At 70.8% G+C, this 24,518-nt stretch carries 25 protein-coding genes and 1 tRNA gene; 17 read left to right on the top strand and 9 right to left on the bottom strand.

Features of this window, described 5'->3' with window-relative positions; genetic code table 11:
• Window positions 1-3: 3 nt before the first annotated feature.
• Entirely contained in the window at window positions 4-528 is a 525-nt protein-coding gene (locus ACIQI8_RS33300; protein ID WP_402358726.1) for a hypothetical protein, read from the bottom strand.
• A 115-nt stretch (window positions 529-643) separates the two neighbouring features.
• Entirely contained in the window at window positions 644-1,393 is a 750-nt protein-coding gene (locus tag ACIQI8_RS33295; protein WP_402358723.1) for a phosphatase PAP2 family protein, read from the bottom strand.
• Between the two features lie 346 nt (window positions 1,394-1,739).
• On the opposite strand from ACIQI8_RS33295, the gene ACIQI8_RS33290 reads away from it, so the two are divergent.
• Window positions 1,740-2,144, top strand: a complete 405-nt coding sequence (locus tag ACIQI8_RS33290) for a BlaI/MecI/CopY family transcriptional regulator (RefSeq protein ID WP_402358720.1) — start codon at window positions 1,740-1,742, stop codon at window positions 2,142-2,144.
• A complete protein-coding gene (locus ACIQI8_RS33285; RefSeq protein WP_402358717.1) occupies window positions 2,141-3,109 on the top strand; it encodes a M48 family metalloprotease in 969 nt (322 codons plus the stop codon). Before ACIQI8_RS33290 ends, ACIQI8_RS33285 begins: the two co-directional genes overlap by 4 nt.
• Before the next feature lie 86 nt (window positions 3,110-3,195).
• Here the strand turns inward: ACIQI8_RS33285 and ACIQI8_RS33280 are convergent, their stop codons facing one another.
• Window positions 3,196-3,780, bottom strand: coding sequence for a universal stress protein (locus ACIQI8_RS33280; protein ID WP_402358714.1), 585 nt, complete (start codon window positions 3,778-3,780; stop codon window positions 3,196-3,198).
• A gap of 352 nt (window positions 3,781-4,132) precedes the next feature.
• On the opposite strand from ACIQI8_RS33280, the gene ACIQI8_RS33275 reads away from it, so the two are divergent.
• The gene (locus ACIQI8_RS33275; RefSeq protein ID WP_402358711.1) at window positions 4,133-4,543 is read left to right on the top strand and encodes an SAV_915 family protein; all 411 of its coding nucleotides are present in this window, start codon (window positions 4,133-4,135) and stop codon (window positions 4,541-4,543) included.
• 15 nt (window positions 4,544-4,558) lie between these two features.
• A complete protein-coding gene (gene lysA / locus ACIQI8_RS33270; protein WP_402358708.1) occupies window positions 4,559-5,893 on the top strand; it encodes a diaminopimelate decarboxylase in 1,335 nt (444 codons plus the stop codon).
• A gap of 53 nt (window positions 5,894-5,946) precedes the next feature.
• On the opposite strand, the gene ACIQI8_RS33265 is transcribed toward lysA, so the two are convergent.
• Window positions 5,947-6,891, bottom strand: a complete 945-nt coding sequence (locus ACIQI8_RS33265) for an endonuclease/exonuclease/phosphatase family protein (protein WP_402359708.1) — start codon at window positions 6,889-6,891, stop codon at window positions 5,947-5,949.
• Between the two features lie 193 nt (window positions 6,892-7,084).
• Between ACIQI8_RS33265 and ACIQI8_RS33260 the strand changes: the two genes are divergently transcribed.
• The 11 genes from ACIQI8_RS33260 to ACIQI8_RS33210 all read left to right on the top strand — a co-directional run bounded on the left by ACIQI8_RS33260 (window position 7,085) and on the right by ACIQI8_RS33210 (window position 18,496).
• Window positions 7,085-8,221 (top strand): DUF475 domain-containing protein, encoded by a 1,137-nt coding sequence (locus ACIQI8_RS33260; protein ID WP_402358705.1) that lies wholly within the window; start codon window positions 7,085-7,087, stop codon window positions 8,219-8,221.
• Between the two features lie 316 nt (window positions 8,222-8,537).
• Window positions 8,538-9,197 carry an O-methyltransferase gene (locus ACIQI8_RS33255; protein ID WP_402358702.1) on the top strand — a complete coding sequence of 220 codons (660 nt, stop codon included), beginning with the start codon at window positions 8,538-8,540 and terminating at the stop codon, window positions 9,195-9,197.
• Between the two features lie 130 nt (window positions 9,198-9,327).
• Entirely contained in the window at window positions 9,328-10,059 is a 732-nt protein-coding gene (locus ACIQI8_RS33250) for a ferritin-like domain-containing protein (protein ID WP_402358699.1), read from the top strand.
• Between the two features lie 233 nt (window positions 10,060-10,292).
• Window positions 10,293-10,949 carry a class I SAM-dependent methyltransferase gene (locus ACIQI8_RS33245; protein ID WP_402358696.1) on the top strand — a complete coding sequence of 219 codons (657 nt, stop codon included), beginning with the start codon at window positions 10,293-10,295 and terminating at the stop codon, window positions 10,947-10,949.
• Window positions 10,950-11,537: 588 nt separating this feature from the next.
• Window positions 11,538-12,797 carry a nucleotide sugar dehydrogenase gene (locus tag ACIQI8_RS33240; protein ID WP_402358693.1) on the top strand — a complete coding sequence of 420 codons (1,260 nt, stop codon included), beginning with the start codon at window positions 11,538-11,540 and terminating at the stop codon, window positions 12,795-12,797.
• Window positions 12,798-12,909: 112 nt separating this feature from the next.
• Window positions 12,910-13,083, top strand: a complete 174-nt coding sequence (locus ACIQI8_RS33235) for a peptidase (protein WP_124003915.1) — start codon at window positions 12,910-12,912, stop codon at window positions 13,081-13,083.
• Between the two features lie 29 nt (window positions 13,084-13,112).
• Window positions 13,113-14,399: a glycosyltransferase gene (locus tag ACIQI8_RS33230; protein WP_402358690.1), complete on the top strand. Its 1,287-nt coding sequence runs from the start codon at window positions 13,113-13,115 to the stop codon at window positions 14,397-14,399.
• A gap of 103 nt (window positions 14,400-14,502) precedes the next feature.
• Complete coding sequence (locus ACIQI8_RS33225; protein ID WP_402358687.1) at window positions 14,503-15,408, top strand: helix-turn-helix transcriptional regulator; 906 nt, start codon at window positions 14,503-14,505, stop codon at window positions 15,406-15,408.
• A 93-nt stretch (window positions 15,409-15,501) separates the two neighbouring features.
• Complete coding sequence (locus tag ACIQI8_RS33220; protein WP_402358684.1) at window positions 15,502-16,506, top strand: hypothetical protein; 1,005 nt, start codon at window positions 15,502-15,504, stop codon at window positions 16,504-16,506.
• Window positions 16,507-16,674: 168 nt separating this feature from the next.
• Window positions 16,675-17,586, top strand: coding sequence for a LysR family transcriptional regulator (locus ACIQI8_RS33215; RefSeq protein WP_402358681.1), 912 nt, complete (start codon window positions 16,675-16,677; stop codon window positions 17,584-17,586).
• A 175-nt stretch (window positions 17,587-17,761) separates the two neighbouring features.
• Window positions 17,762-18,496 (top strand): YoaK family protein, encoded by a 735-nt coding sequence (locus ACIQI8_RS33210; protein WP_402358678.1) that lies wholly within the window; start codon window positions 17,762-17,764, stop codon window positions 18,494-18,496.
• Window positions 18,497-18,679: 183 nt separating this feature from the next.
• Here the strand turns inward: ACIQI8_RS33210 and ACIQI8_RS33205 are convergent, their stop codons facing one another.
• Complete coding sequence (locus tag ACIQI8_RS33205; protein ID WP_402358675.1) at window positions 18,680-19,786, bottom strand: helix-turn-helix domain-containing protein; 1,107 nt, start codon at window positions 19,784-19,786, stop codon at window positions 18,680-18,682.
• Between the two features lie 371 nt (window positions 19,787-20,157).
• Here ACIQI8_RS33205 and ACIQI8_RS33200 point away from each other — a divergent pair, with 371 nt between their 5' ends.
• Window positions 20,158-20,472: a hypothetical protein gene (locus ACIQI8_RS33200; protein WP_402358672.1), complete on the top strand. Its 315-nt coding sequence runs from the start codon at window positions 20,158-20,160 to the stop codon at window positions 20,470-20,472.
• Between the two features lie 62 nt (window positions 20,473-20,534).
• Here ACIQI8_RS33200 and ACIQI8_RS33195 read toward each other — a convergent pair whose 3' ends face one another.
• Both ACIQI8_RS33195 and ACIQI8_RS33190 read right to left on the bottom strand, forming a co-directional pair.
• On the bottom strand, window positions 20,535-20,771 hold the full coding sequence (locus ACIQI8_RS33195) for a cold-shock protein (protein ID WP_402358669.1): 237 nt from the start codon (window positions 20,769-20,771) through the stop codon (window positions 20,535-20,537).
• 30 nt (window positions 20,772-20,801) lie between these two features.
• Window positions 20,802-22,010, bottom strand: a complete 1,209-nt coding sequence (locus ACIQI8_RS33190) for an MFS transporter (RefSeq protein ID WP_402358666.1) — start codon at window positions 22,008-22,010, stop codon at window positions 20,802-20,804.
• A 289-nt stretch (window positions 22,011-22,299) separates the two neighbouring features.
• Here ACIQI8_RS33190 and ACIQI8_RS33185 point away from each other — a divergent pair, with 289 nt between their 5' ends.
• The gene (locus ACIQI8_RS33185) at window positions 22,300-23,394 is read left to right on the top strand and encodes a DUF5937 family protein (protein ID WP_402358663.1); all 1,095 of its coding nucleotides are present in this window, start codon (window positions 22,300-22,302) and stop codon (window positions 23,392-23,394) included.
• Between the two features lie 75 nt (window positions 23,395-23,469).
• Here ACIQI8_RS33185 and ACIQI8_RS33180 read toward each other — a convergent pair.
• A tRNA-Arg gene (locus ACIQI8_RS33180) sits at window positions 23,470-23,542 on the bottom strand.
• Window positions 23,543-23,707: 165 nt separating this feature from the next.
• Window positions 23,708-24,385, bottom strand: coding sequence for a ScbR family autoregulator-binding transcription factor (locus tag ACIQI8_RS33175; protein ID WP_402358660.1), 678 nt, complete (start codon window positions 24,383-24,385; stop codon window positions 23,708-23,710).
• Window positions 24,386-24,518: the final 133 nt, after the last annotated feature.

The following is a 24,518-nucleotide window of genomic DNA, read 5'->3' as shown; positions in this document are numbered from 1 at the left end:
TGATCAGGATCCCGGAAGTGACGCTCCGTCGGGGGCGATTCGGATGATTCGCCCTTCTTCGTCGCCTCCGTCGCGGCGGTTGCCCTCGTGTGGGTGACGCGTTGTCAGCCACCAGCTCCGGCCCGCCGCCCACAGCACCAGGGCGGCCACGGCCGGACCCCCGAACAGGATCGTCAGACCGGCGCCGATGTTCGCCCCGACCACCCCCGCGGTCATGACCCGTATCCCCGCTCCGACGATCAGCCCGGCGACCACCAGCGGCGCCAGCACCCCCCACCAACGCCGGTCCAGCGCCCCGCCGTTGTCGGCCCGCGCCAACAGCGCCCCGGCCGCCACCACCAGCGCCAGCGCGAGCGCGCCGATCAGCGCGGCCGTGCCGTCCGTGACGGACGGCGGCCGGTGGGCGTAGTCGAGTTCGGACGCCGTGAACCCGTCGGCGTCCTGTCGGCCCATCAGCCCCCAAGTGGCCACCGGTACACCGGCGGTCAGGACGGCGGCGGCGGTCAGAAGTGCTCCCCGTGTGCTCATACGGCCATGGTGACCGGGCCGTCGGTGCCGGTCCTGAGCACACGTACTCATCCGGGGACGGCGCGGGCACCTACGCGGGGCGGGCGGCGACCTCACCCGGACGCGGGTCCACGGGTCATCCGGCGGCGCGGCCGGCCCTGCCGTCGGCCGTACCGTCCGCCCTGCCGTCCGCCGAGCCCGCGGTCCCGTCGCCCGGCGCCCCGGTGGTCGTGCTCGATATGAACCACCCCGGCAGCCGATGAGCCATCACGCAGAGGCAGATCCCCAGCCAGCCGATGGCGAACAGCCAGCCGCCGATGACGTCCGTGAGCCAGTGCACCCCGAGATAGACGCGGCTCGCCCCGACCAGCAGGGCCCAGCAGCCGGCGGTCACCGCGAGGGCCCGGCCGCCGCGCGGGGCGCGCAGGGAGAGGGCGACCATCAGGAGCCCGGCGGTGATCGCGGCCGTGGTGGTGTGGCCGGAGGGGAACGCCCAGCCGGAGGCGTGCGTCGTCGCCCAGTCGGCCTGCGGCGGGCGGGCACGGTGGACGAGATCCCGCACGCCGTACCGCAGGGCCTGGCCCGAGGCGAGGCAGACGAGGGCGAGGGCGGCGGCCGTCAGCCGGCCGCGCGCGGTCCGGCCCGCGACCACACCGGCCAGCACGACGAGCAGGTACGGGACGACGCCGGTACCCGTCGCGGTCACCCCGCGGGCCAGCGCCACGAGGATGTCCGGGCGGTGCCCGACGGACCAGCTCAGCGAGGTGCCGTCCAGCCACAGCGGAGCCCCGTCACCACCCACCACGACCATCGCCAGCACACCGAACCCGGTCCACGCGCCCACGCCCACGCTGCCCGCGAGCTCGGCGGCGTCCCGGCGGTTCATGACGATGCCGTGGGGGTTGGAGGCGGAGAGGGCGGAGGGGGTGTGGGAGGCAGGGGGATCACCGGGGCGGCGGCTTCAGGGGCAGCGGCGACTTCCGGCGAGACCACCGCAGCCACCGGGACCGTCACCGCGCCCACACCCACGCCTTCACCCGCGCCCGCACCCACGTCCGGCACGCCGAACCCGGCCCGCAGGGAGCGTGCGTCCCGCGTGTTCACCGCGAGCTGCGACGATAGGGATGCGGCTGTGGTCATCGCGTGCACCCTTTCGAACACTTCCGCGCCGACTACAATTCTGTAGACGGTCTACGACACTGTAGACGATCTGAGGGTGAGGATCGTTCCCCATGACCGATGAGAAGCCCGACGACAGGTCCGACGAGAAGTCCGACGAGAAGGACGAACGCCGGCCCGCGGGTGAGCTGGAGGCGGCGGTGCTGGCCGCGCTGTGGGCCGCCGGCGCGCCGCTCACCCCGTCGCAGGTCCAGACGGAACTCGCGTCCGGCCTTGCGCGTACGACGGTGACGACGATCCTGTCCCGGCTGCACGAGAAGGGGACGCTGGAGCGGGAGCGGCGGGGGCGCGGGTACGCGTACCGGCCGGTCCAGGACTCGCAGGGCCTCACCGCTCTTCGTATGCACAGCGAACTGGACCGGGACAGCGACCGCGAGACCGTGCTCGCCCGCTTCGTCGCACAGCTCAACCCGGACGACGAGCAGGTGCTGCGCCGGCTGCTGGAGGACGGCGAATGACGCCCGCGCCGCTGGTGATCCCGCCGCTCCAAGTGCCCCTGCTCCAGGTCTTGTTGCTCCTGGTCCCGCTGCTCCTGCCGTTCGCCGCGCCCCCGCTGGCGCGCCGGATCCTGGACCGTTGCCCGCCGGTCGCGGCCCTGTGGACCCTGACCGCCTCGGCGCTGCTGCTGGCCGGCGGCACGGTCGCCGCGCTCGGCACACTCGCGCTCACCGGTCTGCTGAAGATCCCGGCGTTCGCGGCGCTCGGCGAGCTGACCCACCCCCTGCGCACCCCGTCCGCCCACCTGACCCTTCCGCTCGCGGCCCTGGCCGCCGGCCTGCTCACCGTCGGGGCCCTCACCCTGGGCCGTTCGGTGCTGCGGCAGGTCACCGGCTTCCGCGCGGCCCGTTCCGAGGCCGACCGCAGGCCCGCGGCGGGCGACCTGTGCGTCGTGGACTCACCGCACCCGGACGCGTACGCCCTGCCCGGCCGGCCGGGGCGCATCGTCGTCACGACCGGCATGCTGCGCAGCCTGGACGCGGCGGAGCGCGAGGCGCTGTTCGCGCACGAGCGGGCCCACAACGCGGGCCGGCACCACTACTTCCTGGCCGCCGCCGAGCTGACCGCCCACTGCCACCCCGCGCTGCGTCCGGTCCGCGCGGCCATCCGGCTCGCCGCGGAGCGGGCCGCCGACGAGGCCGCCGCCGGCGCGGTGGGGGACCGCCGCCTCACGGCCCGGGCCATCGCCCGAGCGGCCCTCGCCTCGTCCGCGCCCTCGCCGCACCCGTCCGTCCTGCCCGGGGTGGCGACGGGCCCGGTCCCGCACCGGGTCACGGCGCTCCTCAGCCCCGTACCCCCGCGCGCCCGGACCTGGATCGCCGCGCTCCTCACCACCTGCGCGCTGCTCTCCTGCGCTACGGCGGTGACGGTCGCGCTGCAGGTGCACGAGAACATCGAGATCGCGCAGGGCGAGACGACGGACTGACCTCGGGCGGGGCGACCGACTCACGTCGTGCGGGGCGAGACGAGCCCATGACCCCGGCAGGGCAAGTGGGCCCGATGGCCCCGCCCTCACGCGTCCCGCATGCGCCCCCGCCCCCGAGGCCGCTGCGTCAACTGCCCGTCGTCCAGCCGCAGATGCCGGCTGTTGCGGCGGCACACGGCCGCGAGGTCGGCCTCCAGTGGGGACGGGGGTATCGCGAGCACCGGGCAGCCGGCGTGGGTGAGGCAGTAGTGGCTCACCGAGGGGGACAGGAGCCGGCGCAGGCGGCCGCGGTGGCCGGCGCCGAGGACCAGGACGTCGGTGTCGCGGTCGGCGATCCGGACCAGGGCCTGACCGGCGCGGCCACGGGCGACCAGGGCGTGCAGGGGGACACCGGGGCCGGCCGCGCCGAACATCGTGTCGAGGATGTCGAGGAGTTCCTCCCGGGCGAGCTGCTCGCAGCGCTCCCGCAGGAGCGGCGGCACGGACGAGCGCGCCGCGTGGAACTCGCCGCCCGGCAGCTCCCACGCGATCACCGGCCACAGCTCGCCGCCCCGGCGCGCGGCCTCCTGGGCCGCCCGGCGCAGAGCCGTCAGACTGCCCGGCGAGCCGCTCACACCGGCCACCACACGAACCGCTCCCGGCAGGCCGTCACCGCTACCGGAATCAGACATGGCTCCGCCGCTCCTCGTGCCCGCGCACCTCGCGGGTACTGCCTCCATCACACTCCCGCGCGCCCCGCACGACCACCCCGTACGCCGGACTTTGGCGCCCTCCTGACGCCTTGCGCGCCCCCACCCGCCCGCCCGCGTAAGCAGCACGTCAGCGTCCACGCGATCTCCGTCAGCATCGCGTCATGAGCCGTCGGCGGGCGGGACAGAGCGGGGGAGTGCGGGCATAGCGTCCTTCGCACACCCCGTTCGCCTCCCCGCGTCGGGGCCGTCGCAAGAGACCCCCATGCGCTCGCGACCCACCTGCGCCGGCGACCCACACACGCCGGCGACCCACATGCCCTGGAGGCATTCCATGACGGAGACCGGCTACGGCGAGGACCCCGAACCCTCCGATCGGTTCCCGGCCGGACCCCTGTACGTCCCGGTCCGGCCGGGTCCGTCGGGGTGCGTGACCCGCGTCTTCCGCACCCCGCTGGGCGACCGCACAGCGGTCGGTTTCACCTCCGCGCGGCGACTGACCGCGACCCTCGGCGCAGGACAGGCGTGGATCAGGCTCGCCGAACCCGCCCTGCGCGCGCTCAACGAGCCCCTCGGCGTCACCACCGTCACGGTGGATCCCCAGTTCACGGCCCCGGCCTCGGCTCCCGCCCCGGCTCCCGCTCCTGTGTCCACGCCCCGGTCCGCGCGGCCGGCGAACCCCGCCGTCCCCTTCATCCCCGTCGTCCCCGTCGTCCCCGTCGTACTCGCGCTGCGCGTCGGCTGAGAGAGGGCTGTCCAGATGACCACCGTTCACGACCCCTCGGTCGCCCGCCTCGCCGACGACCTGTCGGTCTGGCCCGCCTCCACCACCGAGCCGCACCCCGGCGAACTGTCCGTCGGCGGCGTACCGCTCGCGGAGCTCGCCGACCGTTTCGGCACGCCCGTGTACGTCCTCGACGAGGCCGAGGTGCGCGACCGCTGCCGTACCTATCTGCACGCCTTCCCGGACGCCGAAGTCCTGTACGCGGCCAAGGCGTTCCTGTGCCGCGCGATGGTCCACTGGATCGAGGAGGAGGGCCTCGGCCTCGACGTCTGCTCGGCCGGCGAACTGGAGCTGGCGGTCACCACCGGCTTCCCGCCCGAGCGGACGGTGCTGCACGGCAACGCCAAGTCCCCGCGCGACCTGGAGATGGCCCTGCGCCTCGGTGTCGGCCGCATCGTCATCGACAGTCCGTCGGAGATTGCCCGGCTGGCGGCGGCAGTTGGGCACGGCGGTCACCAGAAGGTCATGGTCCGGGTGGTGCCGGCGGTCAGCGCGGGCGCCCACGAGAAGATCCGCACCGGCACGGACGACCAGAAGTTCGGGCTGTCCATCGCCGACGGGCACGCGCAGCACGCCATCGCCCGCATCCTGGACCAGCCGCAGCTCGAACTGACCGGTCTGCACTGCCACTTGGGCTCGCAGATCACCACGGTCAAGCCGTACCTGGCCGCCGTGCGCCGCGTCGTCGGCCTCATGGCCCGGCTGCACGATCAGCACGGTCTGGTGCTGCCCGAACTCGACCTCGGCGGCGGCCACGGCATCGCCTACCGTCCCGGCGAACCGGCCCTCGACCTCACCGACCTCTCCCGCCGGGTCCGCGCCGAACTGCACGACGCCTGCGCCGCCGCAGGCCTGCCCGTACCCCGCCTGACCATCGAACCCGGCCGCGCCATCGCCGGACCCGCGGGCATCGCGCTCTACCACGTGCTCGCCGTCAAACGCACCGGCACGCACACCTTCGTCGCGGTGGACGGCGGCATGAGCGACAACCCCCGCCCGGCCCTCTACGGCGTCCGCTACGCCCCCCGCCTGATCGGCCGCCGCACCACCACCGACCGCGTCCCGGTCACCGTCGTGGGCCGCCACTGCGAGGCCGGCGACACCCTCGCCACCGACGTCCGACTCCCCGCGGACGTACGCCCCGGAGACCTCCTCGCCGTCCCCGTCGCCGGCGCCTACCACCTCTCCATGGCCTCCACCTACAACCTCGTCGGCCGCCCCCCGGTCGCCGCGGTCCGCGACGGCCACGCCCGCCTCCTGGTGCGCCGGGAGTCCCTGGACGACATCCGCAGCCGGGACGTGGGCCTGTAGGGGAGCAACGGGGGATCCAGCGGCGGCAGGGGCGCCGCCGTCGGCCTGCCGCCCTACCCGAGTCGTACGCGTCCCACCACCGGAAGGTGATCACTCCCGGTCGCGTCCAGCGCCGACACCTCCGTCACCTCGACCCCCCTGCCGAGCACCTGGTCGATCCGGGCCACCGGCAGGGAAGCCGGCCAGCTGAACGCGAACCCCGAGCCGGGGGCGGTGAGTTGGGAGATGACGGGGTCCAGGCCGCGATCCTGCACGGTGCCGTTGAAGTCGCCGACGACCAGGAGCCCGTCCGCCGGTTCGGCCGCGATCCGGGCGCCGAGCAGCGCCGCGCTCTCGTCCCGCGCCGCCGACGCGAGACCGCCCGCGCCGAGCCGGATCGACGGCAGATGGACGACGTACACCGCGATCTCGCCGTCGGGCGCGGCGACCGTGGCCCGCAGACCGCGTTGCCACCCGTCCGGGAAACCCGCGGGCCGGATGTCGACGGCCCGCACGTCCGAGAGGGGGTACGCGGACCAGAGCCCGACCGTGCCGCGGACCGCCCGATGGGGGTGGGAGACGCTCAGGACTCTCTCGTACGAAGGCCGCGCCGCGGGCGTCAGCTCCTCCACGGCCACCAGTTCGGCGCGCGTGGCGCGCAGCGCCCGGGCGGTGCCGGTGGGGTCGGAGTTGTCGTCGGCCACGTTGTGCTGGACGACGCTCAGGTCGTACGCGCCCGACGGGACCCACAGCCCGGCGAACAGCCACAGCCACGCGACCGTCGGCAGCAGACAGGCGAGGAGCCCCCGCACCGACCGTCCGATCAGCGCGAGGCAGGCGAGCAGCGCTACCGCCACGCCCAGCCACGGCAGAAACGTCTCCAGGGCGCTGCCGATATGTCCGGGGCGGTTGGGTACCAGGGAGTGCAGGGTCAGGAGGGCGGTGACAGCGACGGCGGACCCGATCAGCCAGTACTCCCGGTGACGTATGCCCGCGCCCGGGCGTATCGCTACGACGATCACACCCCCTCGTCCCCACGGACGACCACAGAAGACGACTGACGGCGACGGACGACGCGCGTCCGTTCCCGGGGGCTCGCCGCGACACCCGGGCGACAGACGGCCATGATAGACAACGCCGGTGACGGTCAGGGCTGTTCGATGCCCGGTCCGCGGGCGACCGCACGACAACGGAGACAGGAAGGGGCAACCGGTGCTTCTGAAGACCTTCCGCTGGTCGTTCGTGGCCACCGCGCTCGGACTGGCCGTAGGAGTGCTGTACGGCGGGTGGACGGCGTTCGGCGTCATCGCGATCCTGACCGTCCTGGAGATCTCGCTGTCGTTCGACAACGCGGTGGTCAACGCCGGGATCCTGAAGAAGATGTCGCCCTTCTGGCAGACGATCTTCCTCACGGTCGGCGTCCTGATCGCCGTCTTCGGCATGCGGCTGCTCTTCCCGGTGGCCATCGTCGCGATCACCGCCAAGAAGAATCCGTACGATGCGGTCAACCTCGCGCTGACCGACAAGGACCAGTACCAGCAGCTCGTCACCGACGCGCACCCGGCGATCGCCGCGTTCGGTGGCATGTTCCTGCTGATGATCTTCCTCGACTTCATCTTCGAGGACCGGGACATCAAGTGGCTGGGCTGGCTGGAGCGCCCGCTTGCCAAGCTCGGCAAGGTCGACATGCTGTCGGTCTGCATCGCCCTGATCGTCCTGCTGATCACGTCGTTCACCTTCGCGACCCACGCCCACCAGCACGGCGGCGGGCACGCGGACAAGGCGCAGACGGTCCTCATCTCCGGCATCGCCGGCCTGATCACCTACATGGTCGTCGGCGGGCTCTCCGGCTTCTTCGAGGACCGCCTGGAGGCCGAGGAGGAGCGCGAGCAGGAGGAGCAGGAGGCGGCCGAGCGCAGCGGGCGGAAGCGGGCACCGGTGGTACTGGCGGGCCAGGCCGCGTTCTTCATGTTCCTGTACCTCGAAGTCCTGGACGCGTCCTTCTCCTTCGACGGCGTGATCGGCGCGTTCGCCATCACGAACGACATCGTGCTGATGGCGCTGGGCCTGGGCATCGGCGCGATGTACGTCCGCTCGCTCACCGTCTACCTGGTCCGCCAGGGCACGCTGGACGACTACGTCTACCTCGAGCACGGCGCGCACTACGCGATCGGCGCGCTGGCCGTGATCCTCATGGTCACCATCCAGTACCAGATCAACGAGGTCATCACCGGTCTCGTCGGCGTGGTCCTGATCGGCTGGTCCTTCTGGTCGTCGGTGCGGCGCAACCGAGCCCTGGCAGCGGCGGAGGGGGAGCCAGCGGAGGCGGATTCGGCCAAGGTCGGTTAGCGGCGGGGGTCTGGCGACCGGGATCTGATGACCGGGGTCTGGCGACCGGGATCTGGCGACCGTGATCTGGCGACCGTGATCTGGCGACCGGGGCCTGGCGACCGTGATCTGGCGACCGGGGCCTGGCAACCGGGATCTGGCCCCCGGCTCTGACCGGCGCCCACAACTGGCTCTCAGCCGGGCGGCTCGGTTCAACACGCGTGTCCCGGCGGTGAGTTCCCACGCAAACGGATGACGTGCGATTGGCCAAGGTTCGTCACGCTCTGATTGCATGTGAATGCTGATCGTAACGATACTTCGCTGTCAGGGAGCCACCATGCGTGACCAGATCGACATGACCCCACCCGTCCTCGACTACGTCCGCGACATCTCCCTGCGCGAGGAGCCCGCACTGCGGCAACTGCGGGAGGACACCGCCGTGTTGCCCAGGCGGATCATGCAGATCCTGCCGGAGGAGGCCCAGTTCCTCGCGCTGCTGGTCCGGCTTACCGGGGCCAGGGAGGTTCTGGAGATCGGCACCTTCACCGGTTACAGCGCCCTGTGCATGGCCCGTGTCCTGCCCGCCGACGGAACGCTGCTCACCTGCGACGTCAGCGAGGAGTGGACGGCGATGGCGCGTCACGCCTGGCAGCAGGCGGGCCTGGACGACCGCATCGAACTGCGTCTCGGCGACGCCGTGGAGACCCTGGACGCCCTGCTCCTGGAACGCGGCCCGGCCTGTTTCGACCTGGTCTTCATCGACGCCAACAAGGCCAACTACCCGCAGTACTACGAGCAGTCCCTCGCCCTCACCCGGCCCGGCGGCCTGATCGTCCTGGACAACACCCTGTGGTCGGGCAGGGTCGCCGACCCCACGCAGCAGGATCCCGACACCGTGGGCGTACGCGCGGTCAACGAGACCCTGCACGGCGACGAGCGGGTCGACCTCGCGATGCTGCCGATGGCGGACGGCATCACTCTGGCCCGAAAGCGCTGACGCGGGCCAGGGGAACAGCGGAACCGGGGCTGAACCGGGGCTGAACCGGCGGAACGTTTTGATGCCCGCCGGGCGTCGTTGCTCTCCAGGACACGGACACGGTGGCCGTGTCCCGGAGAGGGGGCCCGGCGTGCGGACCGACGGATTCGCCAAGTGGACACAGCGGTTCGAGGACGAACGGGAGGCGCGGAGGGCCAAGGGCGACCCGGACTGGACCCAGGGGGCGGCCCTGCACCCGGCGATACGGTCCAGCGTCCAACGCTTCCAGGTCGGCGAGGACGGCGACGGCGCCAACCTCGTCGCCAAGGCGGACCAGGCGGGCGACGCCGACTACGCCCGGGCGGTCCGCCTCTTCGTCGCCGAGGAACAGAACCACGCCCGCCTCCTGGCCCTCCTCCTCCAGGCCGACGGCACACCGACCCTGACCGGCCACTGGACCGACACGGTCTTCGTACGGCTACGACGCCTCATGGGCCTGCGCCTGGAACTCCTGGTCCTGATGATCGCGGAGGTGGTGGCGCTGCGTTACTACCGCGCCCTGCGCGACGGCACCGAGGACCAGCTCACCTCGTCGGTGGCATCCCGCATCCTGGCCGACGAGGAACGCCACGTCCCCTTCCACTGCGACCGCCTCCACGAGTCCCTGGCGCAACTACCCCGCCATACCCGCCGCCCGGTCCTGTTCCTGTGGCAACTCCTCCTACTGGCAGTCACCCTGGTCGTGGCCCTCGACCACGGCCCGGCCCTACGCCAACTCCACGTCGGCCGCCTGCGCTTCGTGGCGGACGTGATGACGACGGGGGGCGGGGTGGTCGACGCGGTCCTGGCACCGAGCCCTGACACGTGGTCGAGCGGACGCTGACATCCCGGCATGGACCAGCAACTGCCGCGGAGCATGCTGATCGCTCATCAAGAGCCCCCGCCCGGGACCATGGGGGCACCTGCTGCGGCGGTCAGGATCTGGACGAAGTGGGATCCGCTGCCCTGATTCCCGTGCTCCAGGCCGGAACCCGAGCGGCAGGCCGCACCACAACGAGGCAAACGTTGCCTGAAGCGGCACTGGCTGCTGAACGAGGCTCGCCTAGGGTTCCGTGCATGGACTGGCAGCAATGGCACGATGCCTACGACACCCCTGAATCGCCCCTGGCCCGCCGTCTGTTGACGGTCCAGGACCGCATCCGCGAGGCGTTGGACGCCTGCCCGCCCGGCCCTCTCAGGGTGATCAGCCTCTGCGCCGGCCAGGCCCGCGACCTTCTGGGCGTCCTGCCCTCCCACACCCGCCGCGACGACGTACACGCCCGGTTGGTCGAACTGGACCCGCAGAACACCGACTTGGCCGCGTCGGCCGCCCGATCGGCCGGCCTGCACCAGATCGAGACCGTCACCGCCGACGCCGCGCTCCTCGACCACTACGCCGGCCTGGCACCGGCCGACCTCGTCCTGATCTGCGGGCTGTTCGGCAACATCACGGACCAGGACATCGAGCGCACGATCGACGCCTGCGCGCAACTGACCAGGACCGGCGGCCGGGTCATCTGGACACGGCACCGCAAGACCCCCGACCGGGTCCCGCTGATCTGCCGGTGGTTCGAGGAACGGGGTTTCGCCGGCGAATGGCTGACCGGCGAGGGGCAGCTCCAGTCGGTGGGAGTACATCGCTTCGACGGGCGGCCCGCGCCGCTTCAACTGGGGGTTCGGGTCTTCGAGTTCGTGGGTTACGAGAAACTGCGTGCGCCCGGCTCGACTGACTGACCGCTGGATTCCTCTGAGAAATCCAGGGATTGAATCCTCGACTAGCGGCGCGTAGATCTGGACAGCGGAGTGAGGGGCGCGCGTAGGGGGCGCGCGGTGTTCGCTAGTGCACCGCTCTAAATGTCGCGATCTGGAAACAGGCCTTCCGCTTGGCGGCAATCCCTTGAAGTCTTGACCAAGCAAGAAGACGGGGGACTCGTGAAGATCTCTTTGGGTGTGTCGAGGTGTCGCCGAGCCGCGGGCCATAGGCGATTGACCATCGCCGACAGGTTTTGAATCGGCAAAGAGGGCTCCGCTCGGCGGAATCCTGTTGAACTCTGGAGATCCACAAATGAGGGGGTTTGTGAAGATCGCCGACCATGCTTCGGTCACGTTCAGGCAGGGGGCCTGGACAGGTCGGTGACGCGGTGATGTTCGAGGTAGGCGTTTGCTGCAACCCGAGGGGAATTCGGCCAGACGCTCCCGCACCGCTTCATGCAGTACCCGACGCCGCGACTGCCTGCTTCAGGAACAGTCAGTTCGCATTTCAGGGGCGCCGTTTTCCGGTTCGCGCATGCTCGCGGGCCGGCTGAAGGGGAGGAAACCACCATGCACGTTTGCGTGCTCGGGCAGGGCTATGTCGGCCTGCCCCTGGCTCTCAGGGCCGCCGAGACCGGACACATCGTGACGGGGTACGAACCCGACCGAAAACGCTGCGAGAAGCTCGCGGCCGGATCGTCCTACATCGAGGACATCGACTCCAACCGCTTGCAGCGAGTGCTGCGTTCGGGCGCGTACACCGCGAGCTCGGACCCGGAAGACCTCAAGGGCTTCGAGGTCGCGGTCATCACCGTGCCGACTCCGCTGACCGACCGTGCGCCGGACCTCAGTTGCGTACGGGAGGCAGGCGCCGTCCTGGCCGAGTGGCTGGAGCCGGGAGCCACCGTGGTGCTCGAGTCGACCACGCATCCAGGCACCACTCGTGACGTCCTCATCCCGTTGCTGGAGGAGGGCTCGGGCCTGGTCGCAGGCCGGGACTTCCACGTCGGGTTCAGTCCCGAACGCATAGACCCCGGCAACGCGGACTGGCGGTTGGAGAACACGCCCAAGATCGTTGCCGGGCTCACCCATGCCTGCCTGCGTCAGGTGAAGGCTTTCTACGACTCGGTCACCGAAGTCACCGTCCCGGCATCGGGGCTGGAAGAGGCCGAACTGGCCAAGGTGTTCGAGAACACCTACCGGCACGTCAACATCGCGCTGGTCAACGAGCTCTCCCGGATGGCTCACACACTCGGCGTGGACGTGTGGCACACCTTGGAGCTGGCCGCGACGAAGCCCTTCGGCTTCACCAGGTTCCTGCCCGGACCGGGCGTCGGCGGACACTGTCTGCCCATCGACCCCGTCTACCTCAGCCATCACGTCAAGACGCGACACGGGCAGACCTTCCGGCTCATCGAGCTGGCCCAGGACATCAACGAAGGCCAGCCCGACTACGTGGTGCGCCGCCTCCAGGACTCGCTCAGCCGCCGCTTCAGCCGCAGCGTTCATGGCGCTCGCATCCTGGCCCTCGGCGCCGCGTACAAGCCGGGAACCGCGGACGCCCGCCAGTCGCCGGCCGTCCAGGTCATCGACAGGCTGCGCACCATGGGGGCCGACGTCACTGTCGTGGACCCCCACCTGCCGGACGGTGGCGCCAGGGAGATTCCCTTCGCCACCGCGGAACACGACATGAGCGTCGCCGACTTCGACGCGGTCGTCCTGCTCACCCCGCACGGTGAGTTCGATCTCGCCCGACTCGCCGCCGAGGCCGCCTACGTGCTGGACACGCGAGGCGTCATGGCGACAGCCCCGCACGTCGAGCGGCTCTAGAGCGCGAGAAGGCACAACAGCCGTAGCTCGGCGCCCGCGTGTTGGACATACGCGGTGCCATGCCGACCGGCCACGACGTCGAGCGCCTGAGGCGCTCCGGAAAGAGGCAAACATGTACGGACAGAATGGTGTGGGCGCCGCGATCGGTACGGCCACCGGGGGAGCGGCACTGGCCGCCACCGGCGGCACGGCGCTGGGATGGATCGTGCTGGGGGCCATGCTCCTGGTGATGAGCGGTGTGGCGGTCTTCCGCCTGGCGACCCGTGCTGAGCGGGTGACCGCTTGAGCACTTCATCGCGAGTCCGATTCATCGCGGTGACCGCTGTGGTGGTGGCGGCTCTGGCCGCTGCCACCGTGGTGGTGCACCTCCAGTCGAAGAGCCCGATCCTGACGTTCTACTGGTGGCTGGGCATGATGGTGATCGTGCTCTGCCTGCTCTCGTTCCTGAAGGGCAGATCCTTCACCCACCTGCCCGTCGCTCCCGGCCGGACGGTGGCCATCATCCCGGCCTTCGAGGAGCCGACGGAGAACCTGCACCGAACGGTGTGGTCCCTGCTGGCCCAGACGCACCCGGTCGACGAGATCCACGTGATCGACGACGGCTCGACGCACCACCCCGTGGAGCCCTTCGAACATCCCCGGGTCTTCTGGCACCGGCAGGAGAACAAGGGCAAGCGCGGCGCCCAGGTCACCGTGCTCCGTCATCTCCAGGCGCGGAACAAGCACTTCGACTTCGTCCTCACCATCGACTCGGACGGCGAGCCCTTCCCGGACGCGCTGGAGCAGCAACTGCGGGCCATGAGCAATCCGAGGATCCAGGCCACCACCGGGATGATCTACATCCGCAACTTCGAGGAGACCTGGGTCTCCAGGGCCGCCGACATCGACATCGGCACCTCGTGCGTGATGATGCGGTCCTCGCGTTCCATGCTGGGAGCGCTGGAGACGACGTCGGGCGCACTCGCCCTCTACCGGGCCGAGTTGCTGTACGACCACCTGGACGCCTACGAGGTGGAGTGCGGAACGGGCGACGACCGCTGGCTGGCGTTGCGGGCTCTCATGCGTGGTGAGGTCGTGGCCGTCAACGAGGCCGGCGTGATCACCGACATGCCGACCACGCTGGAGAAGACGTATCGGCAACGCCTGCGCTGGGCCCGCTCCTGGTGGTGGATGCTGCCGTTCGTCTACTCCCGCCTCTCCCTGAAGCAGCTCATCTCACCGACCTTCGGCCTCCTTCAACTCGTCATCACCCCGGTGATGCTGGCCTGGACGCTCGTGATGACGGTGATGACTCTGGGCGGCCGCTACCACAACCCCGGCGTGGCCCTGGTCTACCTCGTGGTCTATCTCGTGGTCCGATACGGCCAGGCCGGCCTCTACGTACTGATGCGGCCGGACATGACCACCCGCCAGCGGCTGCACTCGTGGCTCGTCGGAACTCCGACGGCCGTGTTCATGAACATCGTGCTGCTGTGCCCCACCCGCTACTGGGCCCTGTTCAAGCTCCGTGACAACGCGTGGCAGTCCCGAGGACTGACGGCCAGGACGGCTCTGCCGAAGGGCCGCCACCGCGCAGAGCCGAAGGATCTGATGAACGTGTGACCGTCGACGGCGCGATGCCGCCAGAGCATCCGCGACAGACCCTGTCCACCCCCACCCCCACAGGGTCAGGCACGGATCGCCCCCGCTGCCCATACTCGGGTTCATGACCAAGCACGGGCACCTCGCCGATTTTCTGCAGGCATGTCGCGGGCGGCTGCGGCCGGAGGACGTCGGGCTGCGGACGTACGGGGAGCGGCGGCGGGTGTCGGGCTTGCGGCGGGAGGAGCTGGCGATGCTCGCGGGGATCAGTGCGCCGTACTACACCCGCCTGGAGCAGGGACAGTCGCGCAACGCCTCGCGCGAGGTGCTCGACGCTCTTGCCAACGCGCTGCGGCTGGACGGGGCCGAGCGGGCCCATCTGCACGACCTGGCCCGGACGTCGGGGCGGAAGAGGGCCGCCGCACGGCCGCGCGCCGAGCGGATCACCCCGGCGATGAGCGCGTTGCTGGCGGCCATCGAGGGCGGCACCCCGGCTGTCGTCGTCGGCCGCCGTACCGACGTCCTGGCCTGGAACCGGCCGGGGCACGGGCTGTTCGCCGGGCATCTGGATCCGGACAGCCCCGACGACCCGGGCCGGCGGCCGAACATGGCCAGGCTCGTGTTCCTCGACGCGCACACCCGCGACCTGTACGTCGACTGGCCCGCGAAGGCCCGGGCGGTGGTGGGCCACCTGCGTATCACCGCCGGCCGGCACCCGGACGATCCGTCGCTGGCCTCCCTCATCGGTGAACTCACCATGCGCAGTGAGGAGTTCGCCTCCATGTGGGCCGATCACCGCGTGCTGGCCTGCGATGTCGCCGACTACGAGATGCGGCACCCCCTCGTCGGGACGGTGACCGTCACTCAACAGACCTTGCAGAGCCCGCAGGGAGACGGCCCGGCACTTGTCGTCGCCACCGCCGGTCCCGGGTCCGCCTCCGCGGCCGCCCTGACCCTGCTCGCCCACGTCACCGCACCGCGGGAAGCACCCGCACCACACCACGGCACGACCGAAATACCCACCACCTGAACCGAGTTGATCTCCCCAGTACCAGCGGCCCCTCTCCGACGAGGCGCCGCCCACCCAGCCGCCGCATGCCCTGAAACAGTGAGTGAAGGAACCATGTCCAAGCGAAGCACCCGCATCACCACCGTCAGGACCGTCCTCTCGGCCGCGTCCGTCGCCGCGCTCATAGCCGCGTCCACCCTCATGGCGACCGCCGCCCCGGCGAGCGCCCGGCCCGCCGACCGGCCACTGACGGACATCCGGATCGCCACCCACTTCGACCTCTCCGCGGGCCAGCTGCCCGAGAACATCAGCCTGCTCCCCGACGGCACGGCGGACGTCACCTTCGCCGCGAGCCGACAGGTGGCGCAGATCAGTCCGCGGGGCACGACCCGCATCCTGGCCACCCTCCCCGCACCCACCGACGGCGGGGTCAACACACCGGTCCTCGGCTTCCCCCTGACCACCGGCATCGTCCACACCGCCGACGGCACCGTGTACGTGCTCTACGCCACCGGCACGGCCGACCTGACGGGGCTGTGGCGACTGCGCCCCGGACACGCGCCGCAGCGCATCGCCGCCCTCCCCGCGACGGGCCTGCCCAACGGCCTCGCCCTGGACGCGCGCAGCGGCCGGTTCTACGTCACCGACTCGGTACTCGGCACCGTATGGACCGTCCCCCTTTCCGGCGGCACACCCACCGCCTGGTCCACCGCCCCCGAACTCGCCTCGAAGGGCTTCCTCGGAGCCAACGGCGTAAAGGTGCACGGCGGCGCGGTGTGGGCGACCAACCTCGATCAGGGCACCCTCCTGCGCATCCCGATCCGCCCCGGAAACCATGCGGGCGCACCGCAGGTGAAGGCCTCGGGCCTGGCCGGCATCGACGACTTCGCCTTCACCGGCCGTGGCGACGACGTGCTCGCCGCGCTCAACGGCCCCAACACGGTCGTCCGCATCCGCCCCGACGGCACCAGCACCACCGTCCTGGACGCCGGCGACGGACTGCAGAACCCGACCTCCGTCGCCCTGCGCGGCAAGGACGTGTACGTGCCCAGCGCCGCCTACACCACGGCCACCGACCCCAACCTGCTGCGCGCCCGCCTGGGCGGCGGCCACCAGTAGAAATCGGGGGGACGGCGTCGCCCACCAGGTCTGCGGCAGGTCCGCGGTAGCTCCCCGATACCTCTGCGACAATGAATCGGCTCAAGGCATGGTTCTCCTCGAATCAATCGCCATACCAGATCGCAGAGGGCCGGTCACCGGACACCGGTCACAGAAGGGGCGGCGGCCATGGACCTGCGCCACCTGAAGTACTTCCTCGCCGTCGCCGAGACGCGCAACTTCACGCAGGCCGCGGCCAGTTGCTACGTCGCCCAGTCCGCGCTCAGCCAGCAGATCGCCCGCCTGGAGAAGGACGTAGGGGCCCAGCTGTTCAGCCGCACGAGCCGTTCCGTGCGGCTGACGGCCGCCGGGGAGCTCCTGGAACCGCTGGCCCGCCGCATCCTCGCCGACGTCGACAACGCTCAGGCCGCCCTCGACGCCCTGTCCGGCCTGCGGCGCGGGCGCCTGCGGCTGGGGCTGCTGCAGACGCGGGCCTCCTCGGTCGACCTGGTCGAGGTGATGGCCGACTACCACGCCCGTCACCCGGGCATCGACTTCCACGTGACCAACGCGCCCAGCGCGGAGATGGCCGCCGCGGTCCTGGCGGGCGACCTCGACATCGCCGTGGTGGGCCTCGACCCGCACCAAGTCCCGGAAGGGCTCGACCACTTCGTCCTGGACCGCGACCCGCTCGTCCTCGTCGTGCCCGCGGAGCACGCCTTGGCCGACGGCGGTGACGTCGTCGTCGACCTGGCCGACCTGCCGGAGAGCCACCAGCTCATCCAGTTCACCCGGGGCAGCGGACTGCGCCGCCAGGTCGAGGCAGCGTTCGCCCGCGCCGGAGTGGAACCGGGCCGGCACTTCCAGGTCGGCCAGATCCAGGACATGGTCCGGCTGGCGGCACGGGGGATCGGCGTGACGGTCGTACCGCGGTCGTCGGTCTTCGGCAGAGACGGTCTGCTGCCCTACGGCGCCCGCGCGCTGCGCATCGCGGACGAGGCGGCGGTGCACACCATCTGCGTAGTCCACGACAGCAAACGACTGGCGCCGGCCGGGGCGGCGTTCCTGGAGGTGGTGGAGCGACACGCGGTCAGCGGCTGAGGGCCGGGGCTGAGAGCAAGGGGCTGAGGTCAGGGGCTCAAAGACAGCGCCGGGGCGATCGATCGCTCTGGCCGATCGCTGCGTCCGTATCCATATGTTGGACGCAACGCTCCCCGCGGAGAGACGCTCGAAAAGGAGCCGGAAGGCCTTCAGCGAAGCGAATGGGAGCAATGCCATGTCTGCCGTACTGCGCGACGCGTGGACCACAGTCGTCCCCGACGTGGACGACCGGCACGGTCCACTCCCCCCGCTGATGCTCACGCTGACCGTGGTCACCGGCCTCGTGGACGCCTTCAGCTACCTCGTCCTCGGTCACGTCTTCGTCGCCAACATGACCGGCAACGTCGTCTTCTCCGGCTTCGCGATCGCGGGCGCGGCCGGCTTCTCCCTGACCGCCTCGCTCGCGGCACTCGCCGCGTTCGCCGCGGGCGCCCTGGCCGGCGGCCGCCTCGCGCACCGGGTCGGGGCCCACCGAGGCCGCGTACTGCACCTGGCGCTCCTCCTGGAGACCACCCTGGTCGTGGCGGCGTACGTCGTCGCGCAGACCACCGCGACGCCCCACACGGGCACCGTCCAATACACCCTGATCGGCCTCCTCGGCCTGGCCCTGGGCATCCAGAACGCCACCGCCCGCACCCTCGCCGTCCCCGATCTGACCACGACCGTCCTGACCCTCACCATCACCGGGGTCGCGTCGGACAGCCGCCTCGCAGGCGGCAAGGGCAGCAAGGTCGGCCGCCGGATGCTCTCGGCCGGGTCGATGTTCGCCGGTGGCCTCGCGGGCGCCGTCGCGGTCGAGCACGGCGCAACGGCCCTCCCCCTGCTCTTCGCCGCGGTGCTCCTGGTGGCGGCCACGATCGCGGCGTTCACGCTGACGCGCTCGGACGCCTCGTGGACGAAGCCGCTGTGACGAAGCCCATGTGACGAAGCCGCTGTGACGAAGAACGATGTGCGCGGTACGACGGTGAAGCGGACACGTGAGCCCGGCGATCACCATCGCAATGCAACGCAACGCAACGGCCGCACAACCCGGCCGCGCCGTCGCCCCCTTCATCGCCGGCGCCCTCTCGCTCCTGTCCGAATCCGCAGGGGCTCACTCTTTCGAAGGCGGGAATCCCCAAGGCAGCCAAGGTTGTTCGGCATCCTCCTCCGAAATCCCCCGCGCCTGCCCGGGGATGACCGTGCGGGTATCCGCGGAGGGCGAAGGAGCCGGCCCGGATTCGACAGGCCTGCGCGCATGCCGTCCGATCGCTCCGGCGTGACTGTCGTTGATGTTGAAGTCGAGCAGGAGCAGTTCGAGCAGTTCCGTCTCCTCACTGGCCCCTACTTCTTCGAGCCGTTTCTGGACCGTTCGCACGAGCCGTTCAATCTCGATCTTCGCGCGCCGTTCCATGTTCGACCGCTGCGCCTGAGCGAGTTGGACCGCTTGTTCGGCCTCGGCGCGCAGCAGATCGACTTCCTTGAGCATCCGGTCGGTTGCGGCAGCCGCCTTTTCCCGGTGCTCCCGGGCGTTCTCGATGGCGCGTTGTTTGAGCGCGCTCGCCTCCTGCTGGGCCTTGCGGCGGATCGCGTCCGCCCTGTCGTTGGCTTCGAGCGTTATCTGCTCGCGTTCCGAGCGGCCCAACAGCGCGTGCCGGTCCGCCTCGGCACGCGCGTCACCGAGGATCGACTCGGCCTGCCGTTCCACCGCCGGCAGCCGCTCATGCGCCTGCCGGATCTGGTCCAGGGCTTCCGCGAGCACCGAGCGCGCCTGGGCCTCAAGGGCCGTAGCCCTGTCTATCCGGGCCGCCGCCGCCTCGGTCGCGGCTTTCGCCTGCGCGATGACGGAATCAGGGTGAAAGGTCAGCGCCAGCAGCCGTTTGTTCTCGAACTCCAGCCGTGCGACCTGCGCTTCAAGAGTGTCTCCCTCGCGCGCGGTGACGGCCTGGAACTCGTCCTCCGCCTCCCGCAGCGCCTTCAGTTGTACGAGCCACGCCGCGTCGTCTCCGCCGAGTGCCTGGACGACGTCACGCACCAGGTCGTTGCTCGGCATTCTCTTCGCGTTGAACAACTCCGAGAGGCGAGGCTGGCCATAGCCGGTCAGCTCCGCCAACTCGGTCAGGCTCGGGGAACCGGCCTTCTCGCGCAGGGCACGCAACCGCAGCGCGAAACCTGTCAACGGCCGCCCGTCGTCGGGGAGGGCATTGACCCTGCGCCCCATGAGCCCCCCCTTTGCCACGCCTCCTCAGATGGTGGGCCATTCTTCCCGGGCGAGGGCGACGTAATCCACCTGATCCGCATATACCGGGGCGGGGAGCTATGAGGAAACGATCCATCAAGATTCTTCCGAGCTGAGCGGCGAAGAAGGAAGCGAAGATCGAGAGGAATTCCGTACGCGGTTCCGTCGACGACGGGACACCGGTTGTTCGATGTTTCATCGACTTGAACTATCGCGTTTGGCTGGAAGTTCAGTTCCGCCTTCACTGGATATGCCAAGTACAAGTCCGAGCAAAAACGCGAGCACTAGCCCAAGCGGAAGCCGAGGCCCAAGCCGAAACCGAACACGGCCGGCAATCAGCACTGGAGCTGCACATGCCTTCTCAGCGTGACACGAAGAAGAGCCCTCCGGGCGGGAACGCAGCCAACTTCACCCGAGAGCGCGATACCGCCTCGGGCGCACGATTCCTTGACGCGGGCCGCCGCAGCGTATGGCGCCTGGAGGTGCCGGCGCCGCGGCTGCCGGCGATCCCCACCATCACCGCCGTCGGCAGCAGCGGTGGCCTCGCGACCGCCATCGCAACGGGCCACGTCCAGCCCGCCGTTGTCTGGCCCGCCGTCGCCCTCGCCATCGCGGGCCTGGCGTACGACATAGCCATCCGCGCGCTCAACAGGCCGCACGAGGCCTGAAGCGGTCCGAAGCAGGGGCAGCCCAGGAAGACTTCCCGGGCTGCCCTGTTCAGGTGCGGAGGTCAGGCCGATCGAGGCACGATGCTCACCGCGCGGTAGTCGTACCCGTCCTGCTTGAATCCGGGGGCCTCCCACGTGAGGTCGACCCGCTGCCCGGGCGACAGTGTGCGGAAGCCCTTCGCCTGGATGTCGGAGTAGTGCCCGAAGCAACCACCGGGAGTCTCGGGCGAGTCGAGAACACCCCACCCCTCCTCGTCGCTCCACTCACGGACGATCGCAACCACCGCGGAAGACCGCATGTCCTGCTCCTCTCCTGCTCCCCTGCGTGATCACCGTAGGGTGCGGACGGCCGCGGCCGCCATCAGACTCGTCCCGGCCAGAACGCCCCACAACATCCCCGGCCCCACCGTGAGCAGCGCGGTGAGCGCGGCCGGCGCGGCGGCCCGGCCGATGCCGGTGGACAACTGCCAGCGGGCGAGCGCGCGCCCGCGCGACCGTGCCGGTGTTGTGGCGAGGACGAGCGCCGTGGCGCTGCCGGTGTAGAGGATCTCGCCGGCCGTGTAGAGCACCGACACCGCGGCGACGGCCACCGCGCCCGCCTGCCCGCCCAGCGCGCCCGCCGCCCAGAACCCGAGGTAGGACAGGGCGAGCACGGCCCCCGAGGACGCCAGTACCGACCGCCGGGAACGCCGTGCCAGCCACAGCACCACCGGTACCTGCGTGACGATGACCAGCACGGTGTTCGCCACGAAGATGCCCGCCGACCAGGAAGCGGAGACGTGCAGGTAGGTCACCAGCAGGGCGGGCAGGGCGACTTCGAGGACGTCGTAGCAGAAGGCGTAGGGGAGGTTGGCGACGCTGAGGAGGGTGACGTGCCGCAGGTGCCCGCCGCGCGTATCGCCCTCGGTGCCGGCACCGCCGCCGACCGGAGACGCGTCACGCGACTCACCCCCGCTCCCGCTCCCGCCTCCGCCCTTGCGCGGCCCGCCGGCGGCACCCCGCATCGACCCCACCAGCACCGCGGCCACGAGATACCCGACAACCGTCACCCAGGCCAGAATCCGCAGCGCACCCGTACCGCCGGCCACCGCGAGCGTGGCGATCAACGCCCCCGCCCCCAACCCGGCGTTGCGCAGCGACCGAGCCGCCGCGAGCGCCGCGTCACGCTGTCGGTCGTCCGTGAGGGCGGCGACCACGGCCGCGTGCGCGGCAGGCCAGGACTGGACGCCGATGCCCGACAACACCGCCGCGGCGGTGTAGCCGAAGGGCCCGGTGGCCACCAACAGCACGAGCGTCCCCACGACCCGCACGACCAGCGTCGCGGCGACCGGCGCCGCGAGGGCCCCGCGGTCGATCCACCGCCCGGTCAGCGGTACGGCGCCCAGCCCCGCCAACATCCCGGCGGACAGCGCGAGTCCGGCGTCACCGGCGCCCAGGTGCAGCACGCTGATCCCGTAGAGCAACAGAAACGGCCGCATCAGCCCGGCGGCCAGCGCGTCCACGACGACGGCGGAGGTGTACCGCCCACCGCCGGGCACCCGCAGCAGGGCGGCCGGCGTGAGGAGCCGCCGGGCGCTACCCGCCGCACCCGCACTCCTCCCCGCGCCTGTCCCCGTACTTCTTCTCCCCGAACCTGTCCCCGTACTTCTCCCAGTACCTCTCCCTGTGCCGCTCTCCGTATCCGCACCGCTGTCCGCACTCATGGCCGTCACGATCCGCACCGCCCCCACCGCCGGGCACGCGGATTGACGATCAGCGCCAATGCACTTCCCGGTGCCACTTCCCGGTGCAGGGGCCGGCCCGCTTCCGGCTGCGACCATGAACCCCATGAGCGTGACGATCGACATCACGGGCCTACCGCCCGAGCAGATCCGTTTCGTGCCCTCCCCACTGGCCGAGCTGACCGCGATGCTGCACGTTCTGTCCGAGCCCAACCACCATCCGGAGCTACGGGGTTGGGCCACCGCCACCACCGCCGCGCTCCCGCCCGGCCTGGCCGACCGGCTGCTGGACGCGGAGGCGCTGTGGAGATCGGCCCGCGCGGACTTCCTCATCCCCGGCCGTCCCGGAGCGACCCTGGCCGACGAACTGGACGCGGTGGACCGCGTCTCGGACGAGGCGTACGCCACCGCGGCCCTCACCTCGCAACGTGCGACGGCAGCCGCGCTCGGAACACCGCCGTCACCGCTCACCGACCGGGCGGCCCGCGAACACGCCCTGGAGGTGGCCCGGGCGGGCGGCCCCCGCCAGGCGGCCTTCGCGGAGCGACTACTCGCGGACCCACCTGCCGTACGGAACTGGGTACGCAGGCTCCTCCAGGACTGCGACGAGTCGTTCTTCGCCGACACCTGGCAACGCACCCGCCATCATCTGACCGCGGACGCCCGCCAGAAATCCGACCTGCTGAGCAGAAAGGGCCCGGAACGAACCCTGGCGGCGGTCTCCAGCGCGATCACCCTGGACACGACCCACCGACGGCAGCGCATCGTCATCGACAAACTCCAGGACGTCAGCACCGGCACGACCACCGAGACCGGCCTGACCTTCATCCCCAGCGACTTCGGCCGCCCCCACCTGACCATCGTCTTCTCACCCGGCTGGCACCCGGTGGTCCAGTACCCCGCCACCGTCCCGGGCCTGGCCCATCCCGCACCCCCCGAGCTGGTCCAACGCCGTCTGGACGCACTCGCCCACCCGGTACGCCTCCGCCTCTGCCGCACCCTGGCCCGAGGCCCCCACACCACAGGCGAACTGGCCGCCTACTGGCAACTCACCGCCCCCGAGGTCTCCCGCCAACTCGCCGTCCTCAAAAAGGCGGGCCTCCTCATCACCCACCGCCGGGGCAGGTACGTGCGCTACGAGTTCGACCTCACGACGGGGGCTCGGCTGGGCACGGATCTCCTGGAGGCGCTCCTGCGGTGACCCCATCCCGGGACGCACAACACAAAGGCCCTCCCGTCCACCGGACGAAAGGGCCTCTGACCAGGTATTCCACTGTGCCCCCGGCAGGATTCGAACCTGCGACACCCGCTTTAGGAGAGCGGTGCTCTATCCCCTGAGCTACGAAGGCGAGGGTGGTGCGGTGGTGGCACGCTGATCCACGGGCATGCCGCCGCCCACAGTGTAGCGGCTGACCATGTGGCGATCGGCAAGCCTTTTCCGCCCCCGTCCCTCGCCCCGTCCCTCGGCCCCGCTCCTCAGCCCCGCTCCTCAGCCCCGCCCCCCACCCCGCCCCTCAGCCCTGCCCCTCCTCCACCCCCACCCCCGGCACCAACGCCACCAAGATCTCCCGCACCCTCTCCGCGATGTCCGCCCGGTCGTTCAGGACCCACGAGATGTGCTGGGCGCCGAAGAACGCGGAGACGAGGACGCGGGAGGTGGACTCGGGGGAGGCGCCGGGGGGGAGTTGGGACTGGTCCTGGGCCTGGCGGAGCCAGCGGGTGAGGGACTCCGTGTAGCCGAGGTACGGCATGGGCATCTCCACGCCGATCAGGGAGCGTTCGATCTGGAGGCGGGCGCCGGCCTGGACCATGGTGTCGTCGCGGAAGGCGAGCGCCGTGCGTTCGAGGAGTTGTGCCACCGCCGCCAGCGGGGACAGGCCCGCCTCCTCGACCTCGCGGCCGATGACCCCCAGGAGGTGGTAGAACTCCTCGGCCACGGCCCGGGCGAGAGCCTCCTTGTTGGCGAAGTGGAAGTAGACCGCGCCCTTGGTCACGCCCGCGAGTTCGGCCACGTCCAGGACGGTCACCGCGGGGAAGCCCTTCGTGGCGAACGCCTCCGCCGCCGCGTCGAGGACCTGGCCCCGGGTGCGTACCGCGCGCTCCTGCTTGAGGCCCGTGTCCCGGTTCCGAGGAGAGGCGTTCCGCGCCTCGTGGCCGCTCACGCCGCTACGGGCACCGTCTGTCTTGGCCATCGCGTCCGTCCTCATGTCCTCGTGCACATCCTCAGGGCGTCCTTGAAATATACCTTCGGGAATGTATTGTAAGCGGGCGGCTCGACGAGCAGAAGTGTCGGGCCGATGTTGCTGTCTGTGTGAATGCATTCAC

The sequence above is a fragment of the Streptomyces sp. NPDC092369 genome, assembly GCF_044755245.1.
GTDB lineage: Bacteria > Actinomycetota > Actinomycetes > Streptomycetales > Streptomycetaceae > Streptomyces.
This window is presented reverse-complemented; position numbering and strand designations above follow the sequence as displayed.